Origin of the sequence: Arthrobacter sp. KN11-1C (genome assembly GCF_052180225.1) — a bacterium.
Classification (GTDB): Bacteria; Actinomycetota; Actinomycetes; order Actinomycetales; family Micrococcaceae; genus Arthrobacter.
Map to the genome: position 1 here is coordinate 4,471,009 of NZ_CP197467.1, position 23,672 is coordinate 4,494,680.

Consider the following 23,672-nt stretch of genomic DNA (forward strand, 5'->3'; position numbering starts at 1 on the left):
GAGCATTCCATGAAGCACGACGTCACGATCGAGATCCCCAAGGGGTCGCGCGTCAAGTACGAAGTTGACCACGAGACCGGTCGCGTCCGCCTGGACCGCGTCCTGTTCACCTCCATGCAGTACCCCACCCACTACGGGTTCTTCGAGAACACCCTGGGCGAGGACGGCGACCCGCTGGACGCACTGGTGCTCCTGCAGGACTTCGACCTGTACCCCGGTGTCATCGTCGAGTCCCGCCCCATCGGCGTGTTCAACATGACCGACGACGGCGGCGGAGACGCCAAGGTCCTGTGCGTCCCGGCCGACCCGCGCTTCGACCACATCCAGGAGATCACGGATGTCAGCGAATTCCTGATCAAGGAAATCGAGCACTTCTTCACCCGTTACAAGGACCTTGAGCCGGGCAAGTGGGTCAAGGCTGAAGGCTGGGCCGACCGCGCAGCCGCCGAAGCCGAGCTGGAAGCTTCCATCAAGCGTTTCGTTCCGAGCGCGCACTAATCCCCACTACCTCCCCAAACTCGCAAGCTCGTATGGGGCCCCTCGGTAGTGTGGGCCCACCCGCTACCTCCCTAACCTCGCTCCGCTCGGCCAGGGAACCCGGGCGGCGTGGGCCCTGCGATGGTGTACGACGGCGGCGGGTGCGGTTCCTTGTGAACCGCACCCGCCGCCGTCGTACTTTAATGGGTGGGTCTCCGACGCGGAAAGAATCGGCCCGCGATCGCCGGGCACCCCCGGCCGTAACGAACAGTTGGCTCCGAATTAACCGCTTGAAAGTCAACTACCTGCCGGTAGTGTTTGATCCACCATGTTCACGCTGACCATCAACCAACGCGACAGCCGCGGCAACGGAGACCTCGTACCGCAGCTGCTCAAAGACCTGCGCCACGTCCCCGCGTGCTTGGACTTTGACCGTTCGGTGGAGGACGAAGTCCAAGGCATCGTGGAGTTCCCGCACCAGGCCGTGGATTCAGCACTCATCGCGTTGCGGAGCGGACAGTGGTACGTGGGTATCGGCGTCGGACCGGTCAACGAACCCCTGCCCAACCAAATCAAAGACGCCTCCGGGCACGGACTGGTCTACGCACGCCGCGCCGTGGACCGCTTGCGGAATGGCAAGGAGCGGGTCCCCGTGGCCGTCGAGGGGCCCATCGCCGCACTCGCTGCCGAATCGGAAGCTGTGCTGCGGCTCCTGGGGCACATCGTGCAGCATCGGAGCGTTGCCGAGTGGCGCGTCCTGGACCTGCTGACGCCCGGCGTGCGTGGACAACAGAAGGCCGTGGCCCAGGAATTGGGCATCAGCACCCAAGCCGTGAGCAAGGCGCTTGCCCGGGCCCAATGGATGGAAGAGCACGCCGCCAGGCCGGCCGCAGCCCGCTTGCTGCAGTTGATCCTCGAGGTTTACTGATTGCTTCGGCTGCCTTCAGCCGAACCAGCCCTCGACACATCGAGCAATCGCCGCCTACCTTGGGTCCATGATCACCGAGCCAAAGCTTGGGCGGCTACTTCCAGCGCTCAGGCAGGCTGTCACTGGGCACCGTCTCCTGTTTGCTGCCAAAACGGCTGTCGCGGCCGGACTGGCTTGGTACCTCGCGCCGCTGATGCCCGGGTCTGCCGCCGCGTACCCGTATTACGCGCCCCTGGGTGTCTTGGTCAGCATGCACCCCACCGTTGCGGCGTCCGCCAAGCATGGGCTGCAAAGCCTGCTCGGACTCGGGTTGGGCATAGCGATGGCCTTCGCGGTGACCACGATCACCACCCCGAACGCACTGGCGGTTGCCGTCGTCGTCGGTCTCGGCGTGGTCATCGGCGGCCTGCCAAGGCTCGGCAGCGCCTCCGAATGGGTCCCCATGGCGGCGCTGTTCGTGCTGGTGCTGGGATATTCGAATACGCAGGGCTTTTCTTTCGCCTATGTCCTGCAAATGGGTATGGGAGTGGCAGTCGGTTTCGCAGTGAACTGGCTGGTCTTCCCTCCCCTGCACCTTGAAGGCATAGATCCTGCCATCGACGGACATCAACAGGCGCTGTCCAAGCAACTCAGGGACATGGCCAGCGCCATGACGGAATCCTGGCCACCGGACCATGAGGAATGGGCGAGCCGCAGCGGGGAACTCGCCCACACCGCGACCGCCGTGCGGACAGCCGTCCAGGCGGCGAAGCTGAGCGCCAAAGCGAACCCGAGGTCCCGACGTCGGGCCGGGCGCCTGCCCGGCGACCTGGCCGGATTGCGCGCGATGGAACGGCTGACCTTTCACGTCCAGGACATCACGGATGTCCTGGCAAGCGTCATCTGGGAAGAGGACGCGGGAACGGTCATTCCGGAGGGTGTCCCGCCGAATTTGGCCGAGGCCCTGGTGGATGTTGCGGCGGCGATTCGGCAATGGAGGCATGGAGATGCCGAAGACTTCAAGAGCTCCCTCGAAGAGGCCCGGGACAGTGTGTCCGCGCTGAGTGATTCCCTTACAGAAGCCGCGGCCGACCAGGCGTCCGTGAACGCCACAGCCTCGGTCGCGATGAGCCTGCGGCGAATCATCACGGTGGTCTCCGACGCCATGTGAGTTGCGGTGAGCGTCCGCCGCTCAGCCCCGCTGCGCTTGGGCTGCGCCGGGACTCTGGCTACAGCAGGCGACGCAGGATGAGGGCCGCGCCGTCGTCGTAGACCGACGCGGTGACCTCATCCGCGACGGCGATGACTTCCTCGGGTGCCTGGCCCATGGCGACACCGCGCCCCGCCCAGCTGAGCATCTCGATGTCATTGCGACCGTCCCCCACCGCCACGGTGTGGCGGGGGTGCGTGCCGAGCCGCTGGCGCAATTGCTCCAAGGCACTGGCCTTGGTAACCCCTGCGGCCGCGATATCCAACCATGCCGTCCAACCCACTGAGTACGTGACTCCGGAGAGCCCGATCTTGCGAATGGCCGTGGAAAATTCTTCGGCCGTGTTCTCGCTGCTGAAGACCACGACACGCACCGCAGTGGCGTCCAGCATGGTCTGGAAATCGACGCCGATTGCCTCAACGCCGAAGCTGGCGTCCTGGAACCGCTCGGTGGAGAGGAAGTTTCCGTCCTCGTCCTCGAGCGCGTACTTTGCGGACGGAAGCTGCTCGCGAAGTGCCATCAACGCCGGAGCGGGATCGAAAGTTGCCTTGTGAATGATCTCGTATCCTGCGTCCAACTGGGGATCGAGGCGCAACGTGACTCCGCCATTGCAGCACACGGCATAGCCGCGTTCCAGTCCGATCTGCTCAATGATGGGGAGGGTGGCATTCAACGAGCGGCCGGTGGCGATCAGGACATCATGTCCGTGGGCGACGACAGCCCTTGCGGCGTCGCGGACACCCGGTGTCATGTGGCCATCGTGGTCGACGAGGGTTCCGTCGACGTCCAACGCGACCATGAGTTTGTGATTCGAATTCCGCTGGTCATCGATGCCAGCGACTGAGGTATCAGTCAAAATAGTCATGCCTCCAGTGAAGCAGACACCACCGACACCAGCTAGGACGAACGCCACAGCAGGGGATTAACACGCGGTGAATACTCGTACCGCAGCCTCATCCCGCGGCTTGTTTCGCATTCCGGCGCTTGTGGGCACGGTATCCGAAACTAGAGGCGGGGTCGAGCCTGAGGCCGCAGTCCGGCGCGCAGGAGCTTCTGCCGAAGACGGCCTGGCTGCTCCAAATCCGCCCAACTCCACCTGACGACGGTGAACCCGAGTGCACGGATACTGTCCTCACGCAGCTTCTCCCGATAGACGATCTCCTCCGCGGTCCAATCCCCCCGCATGTCTTCGTCAGCGTACTTTTGCTTGCCATCGAATTCGCCCGCGATCGAGTGCTCCGGCCACCAGAAATCGGTTCTGGCGACGAACCGGCCAGAGTCAACAATCGTGTGCTGTTGGAGCGGTTGCTCAAAGCCCAGCAGCTCGATGACAGCCCTGCTGAACGACTCCCCTGCGGATTCGGCCTTCGGGTGGGCCAAGCTCGCGATGCGGAGTGCCCGGTGCTTGGTGGCATCAGCCACGATCCCGTCCAGTGCCGAGGCGATCCCAGGGTGTTCGATCAAGCGGGCATCCTGCTCGAGCAAACCCTGCTGCCACAGCATTCGTGCGATGCCGTCAGCCACAACCAGCGCGCTGCTGAAGGACGAGGTGCACATGACGTCCATGACCGTCTGCACCGGACTTGTGCACGAGAAATGGCCGGAAACCACGGCCTGCACATTGCGTCGAAGGACATAGCGCATGGGATGGTTGCCTGCATTCCGGGCCTTTTCGGCAAGCACGCTGTTTCCGTGAACTACGAAAGTCGCTGGCCGCCGTCCGGTGATGCGCTCGGAGGAACTGGCCAGATCGACGAACTCCGGCGGGCGCAGTGTAGGGACGCCGAGCACGACAGCTGCGGACTCACCGCAAAAGACGGGCTCCTCGAACGCCAGGCCCACCGCCGCTGCAGACCACTCGAACCTCTGGGCAGGCGTCGCTTCCACCCAGCTGGAGGTTTTCACGTAATACCCGCGCCTCAGCCGGACGAGGCGGCCTGCCCTGAACGGACGGTGAATCACGGCTGTGGAGCCGGTGAGAGCAAGCCGCTCGGCCGAGACAATGAGCTGCGGAGGGATGTCCATGGAATAACTATCCATGGATCGTCGCGCGGCGTCAGCCGTCCTCTACCCCTATGTGGACAAGCCAGGCTGTGGAGGACCGGTCCGCCCCGGCATTCCGGAGCTTGTTTCCCGTGGCGGCGCTACAAGCACCCCGCTGGGAAACAAGCCCGGGAATCGCCAAGGGAGGCCCGCTCCCGCCGACCGGCCCGCCCCTGCCGACCGGGGGCTACGGCATTCCGCGGGCTACAGGACCGGCAGCACCTCGAGCCCTCCGATGTACTTCTGGAGTGCCTTGGGGACGTTCACGGAGCCATCCGGGTTCTGGTGGTGCTCCAGGATGGCCACGATCCAGCGGGTGGTGGCCAGCGTGCCGTTCAGCGTGGCGACGGCGCGGGTGCCCTTCGCAACGCCGTCCTCATTGATCGCACGCTCACGGATGTTGAGGCGACGGGCCTGGAAGGTGGTGCAGTTGGACGTCGAGGTGAGCTCGCGATACGCGTTCTGGGTGGGGACCCAGGCTTCGCAGTCGAACTTCCGGGCCGCGGACATGCCGAGATCGCCTGCGGCGGTGTCGATCACGCGGTACGGGAGTTCCACCTTCGCAAGCATTTCCTCTTCCCATGCCAGGAGGCGCTCGTGCTCGGCAGCGGCTTCTTCAACCGTGGTGTAGATGAACATCTCCACCTTGTTGAACTGGTGGACGCGGATGATGCCGCGGGTGTCCTTGCCGTGCGAGCCTGCCTCGCGGCGGTAGCAGGAACTCTGCCCGGCGTAACGGATGGGACCGGCGGACAAGTCGAGGATTTCGTCCGCGTGGTAGCCGGCGAGGGCCACTTCCGAGGTTCCCACGAGGTAGAGGTCGTCTTCAGCGAGACGGTAGATCTCGGCGTCGTGCTTTACATCGAAACCGGTCCCCTGCATGGTCTCCGGACGCACCAAAGTGGGGGTGATCATCGGCACGAAGCCGGCCTCTATTGCTTGGTCCATGGCCATCTGCAGCAGTGCCATCTCCAGGCGGGCGCCGACGCCGCGGAGGAAGTAGAAGCGCGCGCCGGACACCTTGGCGCCGCGTTCCATGTCGATCGCGCCGATGAGTTCGCCGATTTCAAGGTGGTCCCGTGGTTCGAAGTCAGGGAATTCGCGCGGTGTGCCGACCGTCTTGACCACCACGAAGTCGTCCTCGCCACCCTCGGGCACGCCATCCACAATCAGGTTGGGGATGACGCGGAGCAGTTCTTCCTGCTTGGCCTGGGCGGCATCGGCTTCGGCAGAAGCAGCCTTGACCGAGTTGGCCAGTTCCTTGACCTCGGCGAGCAGCGCCTGCTTTTCCTCGCCCTTGGCCTGTGCCACCTTCTTGCCGAAGACGTTCTGCTCCGCACGGAGGTTTTCGTAGCGGATCAGTGCCGCTCGGCGGTCTGCATCGGCGGAAATGATCGCGTCCACCACGGACTCGTCGGCGCCGCGGGCGCGCTGGCTGGCACGGAACTTGTCCGGGTTTTCGCTGAGGTCTTTTACGTCGATCACCAGACAAGAGTATCGAATCAGCACGGAGCTCCGCGGCCAGCGTCCGACGGCGGCAGGCACCCCCTGCCGCCGTGCGCCGCCGCACCTTCCGCGGGATAGGGTTGAAGCACCATGAGCAACTGGATCCTGTACGTGATTCTGGCTGGGGGCGTGGTCTTTGCCGTCTCCAGTTGGTGGGGCGTGCGCCGGCTCAGGGCCAGGCATACCCGCAGCGCCGTGCACGAAGCCGTGCACAAGCCCGACGCCGGTTTGCAAAGGGTTGCCGTGATCCTCAACCCGGTGAAGACGAAAGCCGAGGATGCGCGGCGGATCATCCGGGATGCCTGCCATCTTGCGGGCTGGGACGAGCCCCGTTTCTTCGACACCACCGCGGACGATCCTGGCCATTCGCAAGCCAAGGCGGCTCTGGCGTACAGGCCCGACGTCGTACTTGTCGGCGGCGGCGACGGTACCGTGCGCGTCGTGGCTGAGGCCCTCGCGCACACCAACGTGGCGATGGGCTTGATCCCCCTGGGAACCGGAAATCTCTTGGCACGCAACGTGAATCTGGATGTCAACGACCTGCGCGGCAACGTCCACACGGCACTCTTCGGACACCAGCGCTACATCGACACCGCCCGAATGGCTATCCACAACGAGCGGACAGGCGCCTCTTCCGAGCATGCGTTCCTGGTGATCGCCGGCATGGGGCTGGATGCCGAGGTTGTGGGCGATACCAACGACGGTCTCAAAAAGGCAGTCGGCTGGCTGGCCTACACCGAGGCGGGCGTCCGCCACCTTCCCGGCCGGCGCAAAAGGGTCTCCATTGCCATGGACGACGAGCCCGAGCAGTCCCGGAAAATCCGAAGCGTCTTGTTTGCCAACTGCGGCCTGATCCCGGGGGGCATCGACTTCATCCCCGGTGCCATGATCGACGACGGGGTCCTGGACGTTGTTGTCATGAGCCCCCGCAGCGCCATCGGCTGGATTGCGGTGTACGCCAAGATCTTGTTCAAGCACAACCGGAACCTGCCGGTCATGAATTACTACCGTTCAGGCAAAGTGGTCATCAGCAGCAACGAGCCGATGGCCACACAACTTGACGGCGATCCCTCGGGCGAGGCCACGAAAGTCACCGTCAAGGTGGAGCCGCGTTCCCTCCTCGTGCGCGTGCAGTAATTCATGCCCGCGCAATAGCGCGTCGCGCTATTTGGCGTTCTTCGCTGCTTCCTTTGCTGTGTCTTCGGCCAGCTTGTGTTCTGCCAATTTGTGTTCTGCCAAGGCCTTGGCAGCCGCGCGCGCTTCCGATTGCTCGCGAATCATGGCCTGTTCTTCCTCAAAGCGCAGCCGATCGGCCCGGTCGGCGTCGTCGCCGTCCCAGTCCTGGTTGTCCGCCTTGGGCTTGGGGTTGACGATCATTCCCTGGCCGCTGGTGTCATTGCTATTTCCTGACATGGCCCGCTCCCTCCGTTAGGGGCATGCGTCCATCAATTGTGGATCAAGCAAGCATACGCACAGTTTTATCCACGCGATAGGGGTTGAAGAGTCAATTATCCAACGCTTTGCGGGAGCGGATTCAGGCCGGTCAAGCGCCCGGTTCGCCACTCAGAATACGGCGAACCCAGTCATGTGCGGAGGCGAACGCAGCGTCGGAGGTATGCGGAGCGACCAAGGCCTTCTGCTCGTCCGCCCGCGCATAGGACCCCAGGAAGCGCGTGGCCGGGCTGATCCGGTGGAGGCCCGCCAGGGCATCGGCCACCCGCGCGTCCGAGGCGTGGCCGTCGGCGTCGATGCTGAAGAAGTAATGGCCCAGGTACTGGCCGGTGGGCCTGGACTCGATGCGGCTGAGGTTGACTCCGCGGGTGGCAAACTGGTCAAGGATTTCCATCAGGGCGCCGGGGCGGTCCTCGGGCAGGGGCACGACGACGGTGGTCTTGTCCGCGCCGGTGCGCTCAGTCAATGCACCAGGACGGCTGACCAGGACGAAGCGGGTCACTGCGCCGGGGTTGTCACCGATGTTCTCCGCAAGGATGTTCAGGCCCGGGCGTTCGGCCGCGACGAGGGGGGCGCAGATGGCGGCGTCATAGTGCGCATCGCCTTCGAGGAGCCCGACGGCGGCTGCCGCGGTGGAGGATCCCGGCACATATTCCGCGTTCGGGATATTTTCGTCGACCCACAGCCGGCACTGGGCCCAGGCATGGCCGTGCGTGGAGATCCGGCGGATATCCGAGATCTTCACGCCGGGGCGGGCAACCAACACGAACGTGATGGGAACGAGGGCTTCACGGATGATCCTCAGCTCGGTTCCGGTGGCAATGGCATCCAAGGTGGCGGTCACGCCGCCTTCCACCGAGTTCTCGATCGGCACCATGGCTGCGTCCGCTTCACCCTGGCGAACCCTCTCCAATGCCGTGTTCACATTGGTGCAAGGCACCCTGTTGGCATCGGCCGCGCCGGGGACTTGCAGGAGCGCAGCCTCGGTGAAGGTGCCTTCCGGGCCGAGGAAGGTATAGGTGAGCGCGGATGCCGACATGTATATATTCCTTAGATGTTATGCGTTGTGACTACAGGACGACCGGCTTGAGGCCGTTCTCCGAAACCATCGGGCGGCCGGTCTCAAACCACATGTCCATGCCTCCGGCGATGTTGGTGGCGGTGTAGCCCTGCCCCACCAGCCACTGAACCGCCCGGAAGGACCGTCCGCCCGTACGGCAGATGACATAGAGGTCATCGTCAGGGTCAAGTTCGTCAAGGCGGGCCGGGATCTGGTCAAGCGGGATGTGCAGCGCGCCCTCGGCGTGGCCCGCCACCCATTCGTAGTCCTCCCGGACATCCAAGATTTTCGCGTCGGCCGGAACATCGCCGACAGGCACCGTCTCGAAATCGCTCACGTGAGTTCCTTCCAGTTGATTCAGATCTCCAAATCAACCCTAATACCGGAGCCCGTCGCTATCATCGCCGGGACCTGTGCGGCGCGGCAGGTTACGGTACTTCCTCACTGCGTCATCGCGGCACTAGTGTTGTCGCTAAATGTTCGCCGTTGCGGCGACCGGGAACGCTCGAGGCAAGAAGGAGGCCACATGGCGGCTGGCGAGCCCACCATCCTGGCAACCTCCGGCGGGTATAAGTCCGGTCATCGCACCAGGATGGAGTTCGACCTCCTGGTTCACCACGCCGTCGAACTTTCCGGGGTGAGCGGACGCGCGCCGCGGGTGGCGCACCTTGGCACGGCGTCCGGAGACCAGCGTTGGTTCGCCGCTGAACTGGACCAGGCCGCCCGGGTTTCGGGCTTCGATTTCAGCCACCTGAACCTCTTCACAATGCCCAATTACGGCGATCCGGAGGCGTACCTCTTGGAACAGGACGTCGTGTGGGTCAATGGTGGTTCCGTGGTCAATCTTCTGGCCGTCTGGCGCGCCCACGGGCTGGACGGCATTTTGCGGCGCGTCTGGGAACAGGGTGTGGTGCTGGCCGGAGTGTCCGCGGGCTCGATTTGTTGGTTCCAGGGCGGCACAACCGACTCCTACGGCCCTGAATTGCGTGCCGTGACCAACGGACTGGGCTTCCTCCCCTACGCCAACGGTGTCCACTATGACTCCGAACCTGGCCGCCGCCCGCTGATCCACCAGCTTGTGGCAGAGGGCGTGCTGGGGGAAACACACTGCACCGACGACGGCGTCGGGCTGGTTTACAGGGGCACGGAACTCGTGGACGTGGTTGCCGAGGTCAAGGGCAAGGCCGCCTATCGTGTCACGGCGGCACCCGGCGAAGCGCCCGACGGCGGGGCCGTTGCCGTCGAGGAGCGCCTGGAGTCCCGCTTCCTTGGCTGACATCCACGAACTCGGCGCGGTCCAGTTGCGCCAAGCCCTGGACACCGGTCAACTCTCGGCCGCTCAGGTTGCGGAACACTTCCTTGCGCGGATCGAACAACAGAACCATACGCTGGGCGCCTTCGTCACTGTGACCGCGGACCGGGCCATGTTGGACGCCCGGGCCGCCGACGAAGCGTACGTTCGCAGGCACAGCGGAGGCCCCGGTCTCCCCCTTCTTCACGGCGTGCCGCTGGCCTTCAAAGACCTCGCCGATGTTGCGGGAATCGTGACCACCCACGGCAGCGGAGCTCTTGACCGCAAGCCTGCCCCCGAAGACGGCGCCCTTGCCGCGGCACTCAGAGGCGCCGGTGCCATCTCACTGGGCAAGACCCAGGTTCCGGAATTCGGACTCACGGCCTACAGCGAGAACCGCATCGCACCGCCGTCGCGCAACCCATACGCATTGAGCCGCAGCTCCGGCGGCTCATCGGGGGGCAGCGCCGCCGCAGTTGCGGCGGGTTTGGTTCCCTTTGCGCCCGGGAGCGACGGCGGCGGGTCCATACGTATTCCCGCTGCGGCATGCGGACTGTTGGGGTTCAAGCCGGGCCGGGGCCTGGTGCCAGCCGGCGAAAGCGTGGGGGACGCGGCACGCTTGGTGGTGGCTGGACCGTTGGCGCGCTCCGCCCCCGATGCCGCGCTCATGATGGATGCCTTGGTACCGCACGGAATCCGGCCGGAAGGGGGCTACCTTGCCGGGCTCGAGGAAACGCCGGCCCCCTTGCGCATCGGCGCGAGCCTGGACAGCCCCTGGTCCACCGCATTTCCCTTTGCCCCGGAGCAGGAGGCCCTGGATGCCCTCGCCAAGGGCGTCGAACTACTCACTGGAGCGGGCCACTCGGTACTCGACGCCGGGATCCGGTACGACAACCGCTATCCGGAAGCATTCACCACCGCCTGGACTGCCGGCGTCGGGAGCGCCCGGATCCTGCCGCAGCGCGAAGCCCTGCTGACCCCGCTGACCCGGACCTTCCGGCGTCGGGCACAACAACGGAGCGCCGCCAAGGTCAACGAAGCCCTCGGTTTCCTGCGGCAGTTCACCCACGACACGGTGGTCCAGTATGCACAATGGGACATCGTTCTGACACCGTCACTGGCACAGACTCCACGCCCCGTGGGCTGGTTCACCGGCTCCATGCCCGGAGGCGAGCAATGGCCGGCTCCCGACTGGCCGGGCGACGCAGACGACGACTACCGCAAGCAATGCGAGTTTGCGCCGTGGTCCTCCATGGTGAACGTGTGCGGCCTGCCGGCGGTCACGGTGCCCGTTCATTGGACCGGCCCAACCCCTGGAACGGGGCTTCCGATGGGGATCCAGCTCATCGGGAAACCGGGCTCCGAGCTACTGCTCCTGCGGCTCGCAAGACAGCTTGAACTGCAGCAAAAACCGGCACCTATCGCCGGCGGATAGTTGCCTGAGGCATCTAAAAAATGTGACAATGCGCTCAGTCAATGTCACCATGGATCAGATGAGCACAACTCTTGACACGCGGACGCCCGCCAAAAACGCGGGCGATACGTCATTTTTCGGCCACCCAAAGATGCTGGCCAGCCTCTTCTCCGTAGAAATGTGGGAGCGTTTCTCCTTCTACGGCATGCAGGGAATCCTGCTTTACTACATGTACTTCACCGCGGACCACGGCGGACTCTCGATCGACAAATCGCTCGCCGCCGGACTGGTTGGCGCGTACGGCGGAGGCGTATACCTCTCCACGATCCTGGGCGCATGGTTGGCGGACCGGCTTTTCGGCTCGGAACGGGTACTTTTCGGTTCCGCCATCATGATCATGGCCGGCCACATCGCACTTGCCCTCCTCCCCGGTATCCCGGGCCTGGTGGCAGGCCTGGTGCTGGTTGGCATCGGATCCGGTGGCCTCAAAGCCAACGCAACAGCGCTGGTGGGCACCCTTTACGGCGAGAAGGACGAACGCCGTGACGCCGGCTTCTCCATCTTCTACATGGGCATCAACGCGGGCGCCCTCATTGGACCGCTCGTTACCGGCTGGCTGCAGGAAAGCAGCGGCTTCCACTGGGGCTTCGGCGCAGCCGCAGTCGGCATGGCGATCGGCCTGGTCATTTACGCGCTCGGCCGAAACAAGCTCCCGGAAGGCGCCCACCGCGTCCCGAACCCCCTCCCCTCCGCACAGCGGAGCCGTTACGGGCTCATCTTCTTCGGCATCGCCATCGTGATCGCCGTGCTGCTGATGACCGGCGTGGTGAACCCCGGCAACCTGGCCAAGAGCATGGCCTACGCGGCCATCGTCGCCTCGGTGATCTATTTCACGCTGATCTTCCGAAGCAAGAAGGTCACGCCGTTCGAGCGCAAGCGTGTTGTCGCGTTCATTCCGCTCTACATCGCGTCGGCAGCGTTCTGGGCCCTCTTCCAGCAGCAGTTCACGTTCATTGCTGTGTACTCGGAGGAGAAACTGGACCGCAACCTCTTCGGCTGGGAAATGCCGGCAGCCTGGGTACAGTCCATCAACCCTGTATTCATCATCGTCTTTGCAGGCGTCATGGCTGCCCTCTGGACAAAACTCGGTCCGAAGCAGCCGGGATCCCCTATCAAGTTCGCTGCCGGACTCTTCGTCATGGGCCTGGCATTCCTGGCATTCATCCCGTTGTCCGGCGCCGGGAAGACCCCCCTGCTTGCGCTCGTGGGAATCCTGTTCCTTTTCACCTTGGCAGAGTTGTTCCTGTCCCCGATCGGCCTGTCCGTGAGCACCAAGCTGGCTCCCAAGGCCTTCCACACCCAGATGGTGGCCTTGTTCTTCCTCTCGGTGTCCCTCGGCACCGCGCTGGCCGGCATCCTCGCCGGGCTGTACAACCCTGACAACGAACTGCCGTACTTCTTGGGCGTCGGCGGCACGGCCGTGGTCATCGCTGTGGCCTTGGCTGCCGGCGCGCCTGCCATCAAGAAATTGATGGGCGGCGTCCGCTAGTCACGTACTAGTCATGTAATCGAGCTAGACCGCGACGGCGGCCGGTGCGTTCGGTGGGTTTCCCGCCAAGCGCACCGGCCGCCGTCGTCGTTGCTAGTAGTTGTAGTTGTAGCGCGAAGCCGTGGCGGCAAAAATCCCGATGAAGACCCAGAATATGGTCACTAGGACAATGCCCAGATACCCCATCACAAGGCCCGCAATAGCCATGCCCTTGCCGGCTGGTTCCTTCTTGAGGGCCATGTGGCCGAGAATCACGGCGGCAATCTGCGGCAGGACAAAGAAGCCAAAGCCCACGAAGACCGCGATCCCGCAGCACATGCTCGCAATACTCAGGCCCTTGGGCTCGGCGGGCATGCCATAGTAAGCGGGCTGGCCGTAGGGGCTGGCTGGCTGCCCGTACGGTGGCTGGCCCTGCGGAGCCTGTGCATAGGGCGAGGCAGGCTGTCCGTAGGGGCTGGCAGGCTGCTGTCCGTAGGCGGGCTGGCCGTATTGGGCCGGGCCGCCCTGCGGCTGGCCGTACGGTTGCTGCGGCTGGCCGTACGGTTCCTGCGGCTGCGGCTGCGGCTGGCCGTAGGGGCCGGAAGCCGCCGGCGAAGCGAACGGCTGCGCGCCTCGCTGGTTTTCACCATACGGATTCTCGCCCGGTTGGGGCGCAGGCGGAATGTACGACGGCGGTTCGTATCCCTTGGGCGGTTCATCGCCCTCGGGAGCGTTCTCGGGTTTAGCTGGCTGGTCGGTCATGGAATATCCCCCTTGCGAGTATTTGTGCCCAGCCTACCGCCGAGCGAACGCGCGCATAAGCTGAGGGAGTCCGGGCTGCCCAGGCCCATGCCGCACTCCGGTGAACGGGCGGTGAATCTTCGTCGGCCAAGCGGAAATACGAAGTCACAGGCACCGCAATAGTGGGTTTTCTCTTCAAGCTCACCGGACGGTCTGGCATGCTGGGTCAATGGCTAGCCGTGCGGGCACTGTTGCCCTTCCCCAGGACCTTGTAGACATCACCGCTCTTCTTGACGCGTACTACGACGTGACGCCGGATCTTGGTGATCCCGCGCAACGCGTCGCCTTCGGCACCTCCGGGCATCGAGGGTCGAGCCTCAAGGCCTCCTTCAATGAAGGGCATATCCTCGCCATCACCCAGGCGATTGTGGAATACCGCGCCGGGCAGGGCATCACCGGCCCACTCTTCCTGGCCAAGGACACCCACGGGCTCAGCGAACCAGCGCAGAATTCCGCCCTTGAGGTTCTCGCCGCCAACGGCGTCAACGTCCTGATCGACGCCCGCCACGGCTACACGCCCACGCCGGCCCTGAGCCACGCGATCCTGAAGTACAACAACGAGGCAGGGCCCGGGCAGCCCCAGGCCGACGGCATCGTGGTCACTCCGAGCCACAACCCTCCGGCTGACGGCGGATTCAAGTACAACCCCCCGCACGGCGGCCCCGCCGATACGGATGCCACAGGCTGGATCGCCAACCGCGCCAACGAGCTCCTGGAAAACGGGTTGCCCGGCGTCAAGCGGATTCCGTTGAACGACGCGCTCAAAGCGGATGGCACGGGCAAGTTCGATTTCCTGAGCAGCTACGTGGACGACCTCCCGTCCGTCCTGGACCTTGATGCCATCCGCACCGCCGGCGTGCGCATCGGCGCGGACCCCATGGGCGGCGCCTCGGTGGACTACTGGGGTGAAATCGGGGAGCGTCACCAGCTCGACCTGACCGTGGTCAACCCCACCGTCGACCCGCAGTGGGCCTTCATGACCCTCGACTGGGACGAGAAGATCCGCATGGACTGCTCCTCGCCGTCGGCCATGGCCTCGCTCATCAAGCGGATGTCGGACAGCGCCTCGGCCGGCACGGGCACCTTCGACGTCGCCACCGGAAACGACGCCGACGCCGACCGCCACGGAATCGTGACGCCGGACGGCGGCTTGATGAACCCGAACCACTATCTCGCCGTCGCGATCGACTACCTCTACCGCAACCGCACAGGCTGGAATCCGGAGTCCGTGGTCGGCAAGACCCTCGTCTCCTCCTCCATCATTGACCGCGTGGCTGCTGGACTGGGCCGCAAGCTCGTGGAAGTGCCCGTGGGCTTCAAATGGTTCGTCCCCGGCCTGCTCTCCGGCGAGGGTGCCTTCGGTGGCGAAGAATCCGCGGGCGCCTCCTTCAACAAGCGCGATGGAAGCGTCTGGACCACCGACAAGGACGGCATCCTGTTGGCGCTCCTGGCATCGGAGATCACGGCAGTCACCGGCAAGTCCCCGTCCCAGCTGTACAAGGGCCTCACGGACCAGTTCGGCGCGCCCGTCTACGCGCGGATCGACGCTGCCGCCACGCGGGAGCAGAAGGCCGCACTCGGCAAGCTCTCGTCGTCGGACGTCACCGCCACCACGCTGGCCGGCGAGGAAATCACCGCCAAGCTGACCGAGGCTCCCGGCAACGGCGCATCAATCGGCGGCCTCAAGGTGGTCACCGAGAACGCCTGGTTCGCGGCCCGCCCGTCGGGCACCGAGGATGTCTACAAGATCTACGCCGAGTCCTTCAAGGGTGCCGACCACCTCAAGCAGGTCCAGGAAGAGGCCAAGGCGCTCGTGGACGGCGTGATTTCCTAGCACGCGCTAGTTTGGCTCCGCCGGCAGGCGCCACAGCTTGAGGATTCGGCGAATGGTGTGGTTGCCTTCCGGCGCCATGTCCACCAGCGCGATCCGGTCGAGCACGACGGCGTCACCCGGCATGGGGCGCTTGCCATCGTGATGCGAGATGTGCGGGCGGTAGTGCTCCATGACGTAACGCGGGGTCGCCACGCGCCCTCCGACGCTTGCCACGGCGTCGAACAATTCCTCGTGGAGGCCCTGCAAAAGGGGATGGTGCTCCAGGAGGCTGACCGGAATGGACCCCTGGTGACCGAATCCGGCGTCGGGTCCCACGGTGAGCTCCGCCCCTAGGGCGCCCCTCGCGGGTGCGGCGACAAGCTCGCTGAGGCGCCCGGCGACGTCGTCATCTTCGGAGGGCTCGACGTCGAACCTCAACAGGGTGATGTGCAGCGGCCAGTCGCTGCGCGGGAAAACCATGTCGTCAGCCACGGCTTCGACGAACGCCACCAGAATCAGGTTCCGCATAAGGAAATTTTGCCACCGCAGCGTCCTCCCTCCCACAGGACCCCCGCTCACATATGTGCGCCCAAACACCGACGCCCGCTCACAGTGGTGAGCGGGCGTTCGCGAAAATGACGCGATACGTGAGCGAGCGTCGGTCGGGGAAAACCCTCGCTCACATATCGGCACAAAACCGTAAACCCTCCATCACATATGCCGCCATAAACCCCAACGCCCGCTCAGATATACCGCCCTAAGCGCGAACGCCCGCTCACAGTGGTGAGCGGGCGTTGGCGAAAAAGGCGCTAAAGGTGAGCGGGGGTTAGACGGTGCGGACGACGTCCTCGTAGGCGAACTTCGGCTTGGCTTCGCCGAAGGCGTCGGGACCCGGCTGGCCGATGTTGACCACGAGGAAGCTCTTCTGGTCACCGGCGGGGAAGAACTCGGCGTCGATCGCAGCGAAGTCGGCACCGGTCATGGGGCCGGCGGCGAAACCGAGGGAGCGGACCGCGAGGATGAAGTAGCCGGCCTGCAGGTGGGCGTTGTTGTTGCCCGTGGTGGCGGTGAACTCGGGGTTGGCGTCGTACATGGCCTTCGGGGCGGAGTAGACGGGCAGGAACTTGTCCCACTGCTCGTGCCAGGCGGTGTCGTAGGAGAGCACTGCGACGAGCGGAGCAGAGGCGGTCTTGGCCTTGTTGCCCGGAGAGAGGGTCTCGACGAGCTTGGTACGGGCCTCGTCCGAACGGACGTAGGTGACGCGCAGCGGCTGGGAGTTGAAAGCCGTCGGGCCGAACTTGGTCAGTTCGTAGATGGCCTGTGCTTGCTCCTCGGAAACCTCGCCTGCAAAGGAGTTGGCAGTGCGGGCTTCGGCAAAGATGGCGTCGACTGCTGCGGCGTCAATCACTGCTTCTTCGTGGGCGATCGTCATTCGCGTACCTTTCGCTGTGCCCGCAGCCATCGACGGCCGGGCGCTTATGCTTTCCATCGTTGCAACTTCAACTACCCCCCGCCTCTTCCCAAGAAGCCACGTGACGTTCCACACAGCGGAATCGGCAGGCCGTCCGGGCGGTAAGGTTGCACCCGGACAATCACAACTTTCAGGGAAGGCTCCCGTAGATGAGCATGCTCGGAACCAAATGGAAGCTGCACGGCGACGGCAAGACGATCCGGCCGGGCCACGTGGTAGCACCCGAGGAACGGCTGGCGTGGCCGTTGACGATCGGCGTCGGCATGCAGCACGTCGTCGCGATGTTCGGAGCCACCTTCCTGGTGCCCATCATCACGGGCATGCCGCCGGCCACCACTCTGCTTTTTTCCGGCATCGGCACCCTGTTGTTCCTGGTCATCACGAAGGGCCGCGTGCCGAGCTACCTCGGCTCGAGCTTTGCCTTCATCGCCCCCATCCTGGCGTCGCAGCAGCAGTTCGGCGTTCCCGGCGCGCTCGGCGGAGTGGTGCTTGCCGGCGTCGTACTGGCTCTTGTCGGCGCGGTGGTGCAGAAGTTCGGCGCTGAGTGGATCAACCGGACCATGCCGCCTATCGTCACGGGCGCAATCGTCGCCCTGATCGGCCTCAACTTGGCGCCGGCAGCAAAAGCCAACTTCGACAAGGCCCCCGTCACTGCCCTCGTGACACTGGTGACGATCATCCTGGTGAGCGTCCTGTTCCGCGGCATTCTGGGCCGCCTGAGCATCCTGGTGGGCGTGGTGGTGGGCTACCTCACCGCCATGACGCGCGGCGAAGTGGACTACTCCAAGATGGACGCGGCGTCGTGGATCGGCCTGCCGCACTTCCAGACTCCGGAGTTCCACCTCGGCGTCGTGGGCTTGTTCGTGCCGGTTGTCTTGGTGCTGGTGGCCGAGAACGTGGGGCACGTGAAGTCCGTGGCTGCGATGACTGGACGCAACCTCGACGACGTCTCAGGCCGCGCGTTGATGGCCGACGGCGTCGCGACGGTCCTCGCCGGATTCGGCGGCGGCTCGGGCACCACAACCTATGCCGAGAACATCGGCGTCATGGCAGCCACGAAGGTCTACTCGACCGCGGCCTATTGGGTTGCCGGCGCCTTCGCCATCCTCCTGAGTTTCTCGCCCAAGTTCGGCGAACTCATTGCCACCGTTCCCGCCGGCGTGCTGGGCGGTGCCGCGACCATGCTCTACGGGATGATCGGCGTCCTGGGCGTGAAGATCTGGGTGCAGAACAAGGTCAACTTCTCCAACCCGATCAACCTGACCACGGCCGCCGTCGCACTGATTATCGGGATCGCGGATTACACGTGGACCATCGGCGAACTGAAGTTCACGGGCATCGCCCTGGGCTCGGCCGCTGCGTTGGCGGTCTACCACGGCATGAAGGGCCTGGCCCGCTGGCGCGGGACGGTTGCCGAGCCGGAGATGGAGACGGCGGGACTTCCGCCGGCGGCCAAGGGTGGGAAGAAGAAGCCCTGAGCATGCCCCCTTCCAGCGGCAAGCAATGGACATATTGGCACTATGTCCATTGCTCGTGATGAACAGGGAGCATGCTCCCGGGAGGGTTCTGACTCGACGTCGGCGGCGGTCAGGGGTGCCGGCAGATAGGCCTCAATGACCTCCGCATCCGCGATCTCCGTGGCAGCACGCTCGGACTCTCCGGCCTCCTCGTAAAGCCGGGCGACTTCGTGATACTGGGAAGCCTCCTTCTGCAGCATTGTGGTGATCTGGGCGTCATCCAGGTGGATCGGTGCCTGCCCGACGACGCCGAGCAGCCCCGCTGAGCATGCCCCCTCTTGGCATCGAGTAATGGGCATATTCGCACTATGTCCATTCCTCGTGGCCAACAGGGGGCATGTCCCGTGGTGGGCAGGGAGCTAGGCGCCTTCCAGCACCTGGCTCGTGACCCACGCGAGGTACTTGGCTGCGTTGGCCACGGCGTCGGCGACGTCCGGCACGCCATCGCGACGCTGCGCGACGTCGAGCAGCTGCGCCGCGGCAACCACTCCGTGGCCCGCCAGCTCTTCCGGGGTCACCAGGATCCTGCCGGCTACCACAATAACCGGAATGCCCTGCCCGTGAGCGGAATCTGCCAATGCGATGGGTGCCTTGCCGGTCAGGGATTGCGAGTCCATCGATCCTTCGCCGGTGATCACCAAGTCCGCGCCGCCGAGCTGTTCGGGAAGACCGGTGAGTCCGGCCACGAGGGCGAACCCGCCTTCCAGTGTCGCTTGGGTGAAGGCCAGGAACGACGCCGGGAATCCGCCAGCCGCTCCGGCGCCGGGAACGTTGACGTCCTGTCCGGCCGCTTCCCGTAGCAGCGATGCCCAATTGCGCAGGCCGGCGTCGAGCAGTTCCACCGCGTCTTCGTCCGCGCCCTTCTGCGGGCCGAAAACATGCGCAGCGCCGTCGCTGCCGAAGAGCGGGTTCTGGACGTCGACGGCGATCCGGAACCTCACCGCGGTCAGGCGCGGATCCAGCCCGGAGACGTCGAGGGAGACGACGTCGGCGAGCGAGCCGCCACCGAGGGGAACCACATTTCCGGCCGCATCCAGCGGCTTCAGTCCGAGCGCGCGCAGGGCGCCGCTGCCGCCGTCGGACATCGCGGAACCGCCCACGCCGAGCACAATCTCGGTGGCTCCGGCGTCGAGGGCCGCGGCGATAAGCTGGCCGCAACCGTAGCTGTGGGCGCGCAGGGCGTTGTCCGGCGTCGGCTCCATGTGTGCCAGCCCGGACGCTTGGGCAGTTTCGATCACCGCCGTGGCTCCGCCGAAGGCATTCTTCCGGATGGCCCACGCGGCGCCTACCGGCTTGAGAATGGGGCCGACGACGGCGTTGATCCGCTCTTCGTAGCCTGCCGCCACGGCTGCTTCCAGTGTTCCTTCGCCCCCGTCGGCGATGGGAAACTGTGTCACCACGGCATCGGGATAGACACGCAATGCCCCTTCGGCCATCGCGGAGGCTGCTTCGGCGGCAGTGAGGGAACCTTTGAACTTGTCCGGGGCAATCAGGATGCGCATGCCCCCATCCTGCCAGCGGGGCTAAGCTTTTCGCAGATCCGTGCGCGGAGATGTCGAAAACAGCCTGCGTCGTTCGTATAGAGGGTGAGACGCGGGCAAGGTGCCGGCGCCACATCCCAAGGAGGAACAGTCATGTCACGCTATCTGCTCAGCATCTACCAGCCCGACGGCCCCGTCCCGGAACCCGAAGTCCTCAACAAAATCATGGCCGATCTTGACGTCCTGAACGAGGAAATGCGCGACGCCGGTGCGTGGGTTTTCACGGGTGGCCTGCATCCCGCCAGCACCTCCACGGTGGTGCGCGTGAACGACGGCGAAATACTCACCACGGATGGTCCCTTCGCAGAGGCCAAGGAACACGTGGGCGGCCTGTGGGTGGTCGAAGCCCCGGACATGGACGTGGCCCTTGGCTGGGGACGCAAAGCCGCGCAAGCCACCACGCTGCCTATCGAGGTCCGGCCGTTCGCAGGCTACCGGGAATAGTTTCCCCATGGTCCATATTTCGGAGATCGGACAGATATTCCGTGAAGAGTATGGACGATCCGTCGCGGTCCTGGTTCGCGTTCTGGGCAGCATCGATGCCGCCGAAGACGCGGTCCAGGATGCCTTCACCGAAGCCGTAGCGCGCTGGCCTGATGCCGGGCTGCCGCCAAGCCCAGCGGGCTGGATCATCACCACCGCCCGCAACCGCGCCATCGACCGGCTCCGCCGCGAGGCATCGGGCAGGGAAAAACTCGCCCAGGCAGCCCTCCTGCACGGGGATGAACGCGGCGATGAACCCGAAGAGGTGGACACCGTGGAAGACGACCAGCTCCGGCTGATATTTACCTGCTGCCATCCCGCCCTCAGCCGCGCTGCGCAAGTGGCCCTTACCCTCAAGCTCCTGGGCGGGCTCGGCACCGCCGAGATCGCCCACGCTTTCCTCGTCCCAGAGCCAACGATGGCCCAGCGCATCGTGCGGGCGAAAGGCAAGATCCGCGACGCCCATATCCCCTACCGGGTACCGAGCGGGGCCGAGTTGCCTGAGCGCTTGAAATCCGTGCTGGCCGTGGTCTACCTGGTCTTCAACGAAGGCTACGCGGCAAGCTCGGGCACGGGGCTGGTGCGCGAAGACCTCTGCCGAGAGGCCTTGCGCCTGGGCAGGCTCATCGTGGACCTCATGCCTGATGAACCCGAAGCCAAAGGGCTCCTGGCACTCATGCTCCTCCTCGACGCCCGCCGCGCCGCCCGGACAGCTTCCGACGGCGGCATGGTGCTCCTCGCGGACCAGGACCGCAGCCTCTGGGACACGGACCAAACTGCGGAGGGGCAACTGCTGGTGCGGCAATGCTTGAAGAGGAACCAGCCCGGACCGTACCAATTGCAAGCGGCCATCAACGCGGTCCACAGTGATGCCGCACAACCCACGGACACCGATTGGCGCCAAATCCTGGCCCTGTACGGGCAACTCCTGGCCATGGAACCGACGCCGGTGGTCGCTTTGAACAGGGCCGTTGCCCTCGCGGAGGTGGAAGGACCTGCCGAGGGGCTTGCCGCCGTCGACGTTCTGGAACTGGGCAACTACTACCTGTTCCATGCCGTGCGGGCGGATCTGCTCCGGCGCTTGGGTCGCGACGACGACGCTGTCGCCGCCTACCGCGCCGCCCAGGAGCGCACCGATAACGACGCCGAGCGGGACTTCCTCGAAGGGCGGGTCCGGACCCTCACCACCACTGGCCCCGGCTCTGCAGCACCGACTTCAGACGATCCGCACGGTCGGTGACCAGGCCGTCCACGCCCATCTCCAGCAGCCTGGCCATCTCGGCGGAATCGTTGACCGTCCAGACGTGGACCTGGAGCCCAAGCCGGTGCGCGCGCCGCAGGAAACCGGGCGTCACTACGGTCAGGGGTCCGTAGCGGACCGGCACCTGGAGGGCATCGACGTCGTGCAGGATCTTCCGGAGCCAGCGCTCGGGAAGAAGCGGTCCCAAGAGAGTAAAGACGGCATTGCAAACAATTCCAGCCGAAGACGCGGTGCGGCGCCGGAGCAGGCGCAGGACCGCCCTACGACGTCGGTCGGAGAAACTCGCGATCAGCACGCGGTCGTGGGCGTCGAGTTGGTCAATGACTCCAGCGAGGGCCTTGACGGTATGCCAATCCTTCACGTCGACGTTCAGCCGCGCCTCGGGGAATTCCGTCAGGACCTCTGCCAAGAGGGGAATTGCTTCGCGGCCGCCGACCCGGGCCTTGGCAATCTCGGCAGCGCTGAGGCTCGAGATGGGGCCATGGGCATCCGTGACGCGGTCCAAGGTGTCGTCGTGGAAAAGGAGCACCACGCCGTCGGTAGTGGTGCGGGCATCGGTTTCGAGATGCGTGAAGCCGAGCTCGAGCGCCGCCCTGAACGCGGCGGCCGAGTTCTCCAATCCGTCAGGGGAAAATCCGCGGTGCGCGAAGGCAAGCGGAGCGGATTGTCCGTCCGGGCGACTGAAGAAGGGCAGGTTCAGGCTCACACGGGTAGCGTAACCCGGCGTTGCCGCCCGCGACGCCGTCAGGATTCCTGCGGGACGATCTCCACGCCGTCGCCGCAGTGCACCAGCGTGCGGCCGCGGCCGCCGTCGAGGTTCACCCAGACCACGCTGTGGTCGCTCGACACGGCATCCACTTGGCCCGGGTTCTCAAACCCCGGAGCGAGCTTGACGCTCACGCGATCCCCACGGCGCAACTGCTTCCAATGTTCAGCCGGCACTGCGCGGCGAACCGGGGCTTCCGGCCACCCCGTCGTCTTTCTCTTGGCCATCATGTCCCCTGTGATCGGCATCGAATACGGCAAAAGCCTATGGGGGGTAGTTGAACGGCAGTTGGACTGAATCTGTGTAATGGAAGTTAGCTAGACCCGCAGGGAAGCGAGCTTCGTCTCAAGGATCTGGGCCACGCCGTCGTCGTCGAAATGCGGGGCTTGCTGGCCCGCGGCGCTGATCGCCTCAGGGTGGCCGCTGGCCATCGCGTAACCGTTTCCCGCCCAGCGCAGCATCTCGACGTCGTTGGGCATGTCGCCGAAAGCCACCACATCCGCGGCGTCGATGCCCCTGGACGCCGCATATGCAGCGAGCGTGACGGCTTTGTTGATGCCGGGTGCCGACATTTCCAGGAGAGCAGTCCGCGGCGCCGAGTGGGTGGTCTCCACGAGATGCGCGACGGCGGGCTGAACCTTTGCGAGGAAATCATCCGGAGTGCCGCTGCGCGTCACGGCAAGGAACTTCACGACGGCGTCGTCCGCGGTCAGCGTTTCGTCGAGCCAAGCGGGGGTGAACTCGGCCAGGAGCTCGCTGGTCTCGTTCTCGATGAACCCGGGCTCGAGGTGGAATCCCGTGAGTGTTTCGGCCGCGAACAGGGCGTCGGGCCGGAGCTGCTTGATGATCCGGCGGGCTTCGAGCACGGACTCGATGCCCAAGGCATTGGCCGAAATCAGCTTTTCCGCTTCAAGGTCCCACACCACGGCGCCGTTGGAGCAAATAACGATGCCGCTGTGGCCGATCTGTTCGCGGAGGGGGTAGAGCCAGCGGGGCGGACGCCCGGTCACGAACACCACCTCGATGCCCGCGTCACGGCAGGCATGGAACGCGCGGATGGTGCGGCTGCTGATCTTGCCGTCATGTCCCAGGATGGTGCCGTCAATGTCACTTGCTACGAGCCGCATTATG

Annotated in this window: 25 protein-coding genes; 11 read left to right on the top strand and 14 right to left on the bottom strand. The window is 64.9% G+C overall.

Annotated elements, in window-relative coordinates:
- Positions 1-9: 9 nt before the first annotated feature.
- The 3 genes from ACSBOX_RS20935 to ACSBOX_RS20945 all read left to right on the top strand — a co-directional run bounded on the left by ACSBOX_RS20935 (position 10) and on the right by ACSBOX_RS20945 (position 2,555).
- Positions 10-498, top strand: coding sequence for an inorganic diphosphatase (locus tag ACSBOX_RS20935; RefSeq protein WP_078106994.1), 489 nt, complete (start codon positions 10-12; stop codon positions 496-498).
- 307 nt (positions 499-805) lie between these two features.
- Positions 806-1,405: a hypothetical protein gene (locus ACSBOX_RS20940; RefSeq protein ID WP_442544180.1), complete on the top strand. Its 600-nt coding sequence runs from the start codon at positions 806-808 to the stop codon at positions 1,403-1,405.
- 67 nt (positions 1,406-1,472) lie between these two features.
- Entirely contained in the window at positions 1,473-2,555 is a 1,083-nt protein-coding gene (locus tag ACSBOX_RS20945) for an FUSC family protein (RefSeq protein ID WP_442544181.1), read from the top strand.
- A 58-nt stretch (positions 2,556-2,613) separates the two neighbouring features.
- On the opposite strand, the gene ACSBOX_RS20950 is transcribed toward ACSBOX_RS20945, so the two are convergent.
- The 3 genes from ACSBOX_RS20950 to serS form a co-directional block, all read right to left on the bottom strand.
- Entirely contained in the window at positions 2,614-3,459 is an 846-nt protein-coding gene (locus ACSBOX_RS20950) for an HAD family hydrolase (protein WP_442544182.1), read from the bottom strand.
- Between the two features lie 140 nt (positions 3,460-3,599).
- Positions 3,600-4,619: a hypothetical protein gene (locus tag ACSBOX_RS20955; RefSeq protein WP_442544183.1), complete on the bottom strand. Its 1,020-nt coding sequence runs from the start codon at positions 4,617-4,619 to the stop codon at positions 3,600-3,602.
- Between the two features lie 222 nt (positions 4,620-4,841).
- Entirely contained in the window at positions 4,842-6,122 is a 1,281-nt protein-coding gene (gene serS / locus ACSBOX_RS20960) for a serine--tRNA ligase (RefSeq protein WP_442544184.1), read from the bottom strand.
- A gap of 111 nt (positions 6,123-6,233) precedes the next feature.
- On the opposite strand from serS, the gene ACSBOX_RS20965 reads away from it, so the two are divergent.
- Positions 6,234-7,280: a diacylglycerol/lipid kinase family protein gene (locus ACSBOX_RS20965; RefSeq protein WP_442544185.1), complete on the top strand. Its 1,047-nt coding sequence runs from the start codon at positions 6,234-6,236 to the stop codon at positions 7,278-7,280.
- Between the two features lie 27 nt (positions 7,281-7,307).
- On the opposite strand, the gene ACSBOX_RS20970 is transcribed toward ACSBOX_RS20965, so the two are convergent.
- From ACSBOX_RS20970 to ACSBOX_RS20980, 3 genes are all read right to left on the bottom strand, one after another.
- Complete coding sequence (locus tag ACSBOX_RS20970; RefSeq protein WP_442544186.1) at positions 7,308-7,556, bottom strand: hypothetical protein; 249 nt, start codon at positions 7,554-7,556, stop codon at positions 7,308-7,310.
- 130 nt (positions 7,557-7,686) lie between these two features.
- A complete protein-coding gene (gene pheA, locus ACSBOX_RS20975) occupies positions 7,687-8,634 on the bottom strand; it encodes a prephenate dehydratase (protein ID WP_442544187.1) in 948 nt (315 codons plus the stop codon).
- Positions 8,635-8,665: 31 nt separating this feature from the next.
- Positions 8,666-8,992 carry a rhodanese-like domain-containing protein gene (locus tag ACSBOX_RS20980; protein WP_442544188.1) on the bottom strand — a complete coding sequence of 109 codons (327 nt, stop codon included), beginning with the start codon at positions 8,990-8,992 and terminating at the stop codon, positions 8,666-8,668.
- Between the two features lie 189 nt (positions 8,993-9,181).
- On the opposite strand from ACSBOX_RS20980, the gene ACSBOX_RS20985 reads away from it, so the two are divergent.
- From ACSBOX_RS20985 to ACSBOX_RS20995, 3 genes are read left to right on the top strand one after another with little or no spacing between them, the layout of a single operon-like run.
- Positions 9,182-9,931 (top strand): Type 1 glutamine amidotransferase-like domain-containing protein, encoded by a 750-nt coding sequence (locus ACSBOX_RS20985; RefSeq protein ID WP_442544189.1) that lies wholly within the window; start codon positions 9,182-9,184, stop codon positions 9,929-9,931.
- On the top strand, positions 9,924-11,381 hold the full coding sequence (locus ACSBOX_RS20990) for an amidase (RefSeq protein ID WP_442544190.1): 1,458 nt from the start codon (positions 9,924-9,926) through the stop codon (positions 11,379-11,381). Before ACSBOX_RS20985 ends, ACSBOX_RS20990 begins: the two co-directional genes overlap by 8 nt.
- A 49-nt stretch (positions 11,382-11,430) precedes the next feature.
- The gene (locus ACSBOX_RS20995; RefSeq protein ID WP_442546081.1) at positions 11,431-12,909 is read left to right on the top strand and encodes a peptide MFS transporter; all 1,479 of its coding nucleotides are present in this window, start codon (positions 11,431-11,433) and stop codon (positions 12,907-12,909) included.
- Positions 12,910-13,002: 93 nt separating this feature from the next.
- Here ACSBOX_RS20995 and ACSBOX_RS21000 read toward each other — a convergent pair whose 3' ends face one another.
- A complete protein-coding gene (locus tag ACSBOX_RS21000; protein WP_442544191.1) occupies positions 13,003-13,650 on the bottom strand; it encodes a DUF4190 domain-containing protein in 648 nt (215 codons plus the stop codon).
- A gap of 208 nt (positions 13,651-13,858) precedes the next feature.
- On the opposite strand from ACSBOX_RS21000, the gene pgm reads away from it, so the two are divergent.
- Positions 13,859-15,523, top strand: a complete 1,665-nt coding sequence (gene pgm / locus ACSBOX_RS21005; protein ID WP_442544192.1) for a phosphoglucomutase (alpha-D-glucose-1,6-bisphosphate-dependent) — start codon at positions 13,859-13,861, stop codon at positions 15,521-15,523.
- A 6-nt stretch (positions 15,524-15,529) separates the two neighbouring features.
- On the opposite strand, the gene ACSBOX_RS21010 is transcribed toward pgm, so the two are convergent.
- The gene (locus tag ACSBOX_RS21010; protein ID WP_442544193.1) at positions 15,530-16,030 is read right to left on the bottom strand and encodes a 2'-5' RNA ligase family protein; all 501 of its coding nucleotides are present in this window, start codon (positions 16,028-16,030) and stop codon (positions 15,530-15,532) included.
- 298 nt (positions 16,031-16,328) lie between these two features.
- Positions 16,329-16,934 carry a malonic semialdehyde reductase gene (locus ACSBOX_RS21015; protein WP_442544194.1) on the bottom strand — a complete coding sequence of 202 codons (606 nt, stop codon included), beginning with the start codon at positions 16,932-16,934 and terminating at the stop codon, positions 16,329-16,331.
- A 188-nt stretch (positions 16,935-17,122) separates the two neighbouring features.
- On the opposite strand from ACSBOX_RS21015, the gene ACSBOX_RS21020 reads away from it, so the two are divergent.
- A complete protein-coding gene (locus tag ACSBOX_RS21020; RefSeq protein WP_442544195.1) occupies positions 17,123-18,451 on the top strand; it encodes a uracil-xanthine permease family protein in 1,329 nt (442 codons plus the stop codon).
- On the opposite strand, the gene ACSBOX_RS21025 is transcribed toward ACSBOX_RS21020, so the two are convergent.
- The gene (locus ACSBOX_RS21025; protein ID WP_442544196.1) at positions 18,343-18,789 is read right to left on the bottom strand and encodes a GatB/YqeY domain-containing protein; all 447 of its coding nucleotides are present in this window, start codon (positions 18,787-18,789) and stop codon (positions 18,343-18,345) included. The two genes, ACSBOX_RS21020 and ACSBOX_RS21025, sit on opposite strands and share 109 nt — an antisense overlap.
- Positions 18,790-18,849: 60 nt before the next feature.
- Positions 18,850-19,992, bottom strand: a complete 1,143-nt coding sequence (locus tag ACSBOX_RS21030; RefSeq protein WP_442544197.1) for a glycerate kinase — start codon at positions 19,990-19,992, stop codon at positions 18,850-18,852.
- Positions 19,993-20,124: 132 nt separating this feature from the next.
- On the opposite strand from ACSBOX_RS21030, the gene ACSBOX_RS21035 reads away from it, so the two are divergent.
- Positions 20,125-20,475: a YciI family protein gene (locus ACSBOX_RS21035; RefSeq protein WP_442544198.1), complete on the top strand. Its 351-nt coding sequence runs from the start codon at positions 20,125-20,127 to the stop codon at positions 20,473-20,475.
- Positions 20,476-20,482: 7 nt separating this feature from the next.
- Positions 20,483-21,754, top strand: a complete 1,272-nt coding sequence (locus tag ACSBOX_RS21040) for an RNA polymerase sigma factor (protein WP_442544199.1) — start codon at positions 20,483-20,485, stop codon at positions 21,752-21,754.
- On the opposite strand, the gene ACSBOX_RS21045 is transcribed toward ACSBOX_RS21040, so the two are convergent.
- The 3 genes from ACSBOX_RS21045 to ACSBOX_RS21055 form a co-directional block, all read right to left on the bottom strand.
- Positions 21,696-22,475: a glycerophosphodiester phosphodiesterase family protein gene (locus ACSBOX_RS21045; protein WP_442546082.1), complete on the bottom strand. Its 780-nt coding sequence runs from the start codon at positions 22,473-22,475 to the stop codon at positions 21,696-21,698. The genes ACSBOX_RS21040 and ACSBOX_RS21045 overlap by 59 nt on opposite strands.
- Positions 22,476-22,519: 44 nt before the next feature.
- Positions 22,520-22,675 (bottom strand): hypothetical protein, encoded by a 156-nt coding sequence (locus ACSBOX_RS21050; protein ID WP_345448310.1) that lies wholly within the window; start codon positions 22,673-22,675, stop codon positions 22,520-22,522.
- Positions 22,676-22,858: 183 nt separating this feature from the next.
- On the bottom strand, positions 22,859-23,668 hold the full coding sequence (locus ACSBOX_RS21055) for an HAD family hydrolase (RefSeq protein ID WP_442544200.1): 810 nt from the start codon (positions 23,666-23,668) through the stop codon (positions 22,859-22,861).
- Between the last annotated feature and the right edge of the window lie 4 nt (positions 23,669-23,672).